The 2,888-nt window shown below is 70.8% G+C and carries 5 protein-coding genes; all 5 read left to right on the forward strand.

What is annotated here, in order from left to right; translation table 11 throughout:
• Positions 1 to 692, forward strand: a 692-nt coding sequence (locus tag AC5RUJ_RS13820; RefSeq protein ID WP_494156021.1) for a RibD family protein, incomplete at its 5' end; no start/stop codon positions are given.
• Positions 693 to 1,319 carry a riboflavin synthase gene (locus tag AC5RUJ_RS13825; RefSeq protein ID WP_493999582.1) on the forward strand — a complete coding sequence of 209 codons (627 nt, stop codon included), beginning with the start codon at positions 693 to 695 and terminating at the stop codon, positions 1,317 to 1,319.
• A complete protein-coding gene (gene ribB / locus AC5RUJ_RS13830) occupies positions 1,316 to 1,990 on the forward strand; it encodes a 3,4-dihydroxy-2-butanone-4-phosphate synthase (RefSeq protein ID WP_493999583.1) in 675 nt (224 codons plus the stop codon). The genes AC5RUJ_RS13825 and ribB overlap by 4 nt, the downstream gene beginning before the upstream one ends.
• Positions 1,980 to 2,630 carry a GTP cyclohydrolase II gene (gene ribA, locus AC5RUJ_RS13835; protein WP_493999584.1) on the forward strand — a complete coding sequence of 217 codons (651 nt, stop codon included), beginning with the start codon at positions 1,980 to 1,982 and terminating at the stop codon, positions 2,628 to 2,630. Before ribB ends, ribA begins: the two co-directional genes overlap by 11 nt.
• A 60-nt stretch (positions 2,631 to 2,690) precedes the next feature.
• The coding region (locus tag AC5RUJ_RS13840) for a 6,7-dimethyl-8-ribityllumazine synthase (protein WP_494156022.1) at positions 2,691 to 2,888 on the forward strand (198 nt) is incomplete at its 3' end.

Raw genomic sequence — 2,888 nt, forward strand, 5'->3', positions numbered from 1 at the left:
CCGGCGTCGCCGTGCGCACGGGACTGCTGCGGGAGCAGGCGCTGGACCTGAACCATCGCTGGTTCGAGGCCCGGCGGGAAGCGCGGCCGTTCACCACCCTGCACGTCGCGCAGACCGTGGACGGCCTGATTGCCGCGGCAGACGGCACCAGCCAATGGATCACCGGGGAAGAGGCGCGGGCGGACAGCCACGGCATCCGCGCCCGCGCGGACGCCATCATCGCCGGCAACGGAACCATCGCGGCCGACAACCCGAGGCTCACCGCCCGCGACCGGGCCGGACACGAAACTCCGGGCCAGCCGCTGCGCGTGGTGATGGGGCGCCGAAAGGTCGCGGCAGACGCCGCGGTCCGCGGCACCGATGGCCGCTTCCTGCAACTGGCGACCCACGACCCGGCCGAAGTCCTGGCCGAACTGGCACGGCGCGGCATCGGCCACGCGATGATCGAGGGCGGAGCTACCGTCGCCTCGGCTTTCCTTCGCGCCGACCTGGTCGACGAACTCGTGCTCTACCTGGCACCCCTGATGCTCGGCGCCGGCACCCGTGCGGTGGCCGACCTCGGCATCGGGACGCTGTCCGAGGCCGGCCGCTGGCGTTGGGACACGGCCGGCGGCAGCACCCGAATCCTGGGCGCGGACCTGCGCCTGCACCTGGAACCCCTGCCGTCCCACGGCACTCAGAAAGGCAAATGAATGTTTACCGGAATCATCGCGGAACAAGGGCGCGTTGAATCGCTGGACCTGAGTCCGGCCACTGACAGCGCAGTGCTGACCTTCACCGCCCCCGAAACGGCTGCCGGGCTCGGGCTCGGCGGATCGATCGCCGTCAACGGCGTGTGCCTGACCGCAGTCGCGCTGGACGGCAGCCGGGTCAGCGTGGACGTGATGGGGGAGACCCTCACACGCACCACCACCGGTTCGCTCCGTCCGGGGCAGCCGGTCAACCTGGAACGCTGCGTCCCGGCCGGCGGACGGCTGGACGGACATGTGGTTCAGGGGCACGTGGACGGTGTCGGCACGCTGGCCGAACGCGAGGACCTGGGCGACTGGGAGCGGCTGCGCTTCACCGTTCCCGTGGAGCTGGCCCGTTACATCGCGGAGAAGGGCTCCATCGCCGTCGACGGCGTCTCGCTGACGGTCACGAACGTCAGCGATGCCGGTGCCGCGACGCAGTTCTTCGAAGTCGGCCTGATTCCCACCACGCTGGCCGACACCGGCCTGGGCGCGAAACAGCCCGGCGACAGCGTCAACCTGGAAGTGGACGTCCTCGCCAAGTACGCCGAACGGCTCCTGGCCTTCACCACCGGAGCCAGGGCATGAGCGCCGCGGTGGAGCCGCGGATCGCGCTCGACACGATCGAAGCCGCTGTGGCGGCGGTCGCCGCCGGCCGCCCCGTCGTCGTCGTTGATGACGAGGACCGGGAAAACGAAGGCGACATCATCTTTGCCGCCGACGCCGCGACCCCCGAACTGATGGGCTGGACCATCCGCTATACCTCGGGCGTCATCTGCGTGCCACTGCCGGCGGCGCGAGCCGACGAACTGGGGCTGCCGCCCATGGTCGAAGTCAACCAGGATGCCAAGGGAACGGCCTACACGGTTTCCTGCGACGCGGCCGACGGCGTGACCACCGGCATCAGTTCCGCCGACCGTGCGCGCACCGCCGTGGTGCTGGCGGCGGCGGACAGCACTGCCGCCGACCTGACCCGGCCCGGGCATGTCTTCCCGCTGCGGGCGGTCGACGGCGGCGTGCTCGCGCGGCGCGGACACACCGAAGCCGCCGTGGACCTGTGCCGGCTGGGCGGGCGTGCGCCGGTGGGCGTCATCGCGGAACTGGTGCACGATGAAGGGGACATGATGCGCCTGCCGGCGCTGCGCGCCTTTGCCGACGAGCACGGCTGCCCGCTGGTTTCGATCGAGGACCTCGCGAACCACCTGGCCGGGAACGCGGACACCGCCGGCCTGCCGAAGGCGGCGAACCATGGACGGTAAGGACATCCGCGAAAAGACTCCGGCCGCCACGGTCGAGGGCGGGCCCGCGGTCCAGCTGCCCACGGCCTTCGGCAGCTTCACCGCCCAGGCGTGGACCGATGCCGCCACCGGCGTGGAGCACCTGAGCATCACCTCGCAGGTCAGTCCGGCGGCCGAACCTCTGGTCCGGCTGCACTCCGAATGCCTGACCGGCGACGTGTTCGCCTCCTACCGCTGCGACTGCGGCGAGCAATTGGAGCAGGCGCTGGCCATGATCGGAGAGCACGGCGGGACGGTCCTGTACCTGCGCGGCCAGGAGGGGCGCGGCATCGGGCTGGCCAACAAGATGCGGGCCTACGCGCTGCAGGAAGCCGGCGCCGATACGGTGGAGGCCAACGAGCAGCTGGGCCTGCCCGTGGACGCGCGGGACTACTCCGCCGCCGCCGCCATCCTGCGGGCGATGGGCATCGGCGCCATCCGGCTGCTGAGCAACAATCCGGCCAAGAGCAGCATGCTGGCGGCGCTGGGCATCGATGTGGTCGAGATGGTGGCCGCGGAGGTTCCCTTCCGGGAGCAGAACCGCCGCTACCTGGAGACCAAGCGGGACCGCATGGACCACCGGCTGGCCGTCCTGCAGACAACGCCCGTGCAGCAGAGCTGACGCCTGCGCCAGGCAAGCACCCACCAACAACCACCGACGAGAGTTTCACGAAGGAAGAACATGAGCGGACACGGAGCACCCACCATCGACATCACCGGCCTGCAGGCGGAGACCGGCGCGCTAAAGCTCGCCATAGTCGCCGCCAGTTGGCACACCGAGATCATGGACGGGCTGGTCGACGGCGCGCTGCGGGCGGCAACCGAGGCGGGCATCGGGGAACCGGCCCTGGTCCGGGTGCCGGGGGCTTTCGAGCTGCCC

Source organism: Arthrobacter sp. Y3223164 (assembly GCF_059091005.1).

Excerpts from the sequence above, each read along its gene's own strand:
- AC5RUJ_RS13825 (WP_493999582.1), top strand. The coding sequence starts at position 693 with ATGTTTACCGGAATCATCGCGGAACAAGGGCGCGTTGAATCGCTGGAC.
- ribA (WP_493999584.1), top strand. The coding sequence starts at position 1,980 with ATGGACGGTAAGGACATCCGCGAAAAGACTCCGGCCGCCACGGTCGAG.
- ribB (WP_493999583.1), top strand. The coding sequence starts at position 1,316 with ATGAGCGCCGCGGTGGAGCCGCGGATCGCGCTCGACACGATCGAAGCC.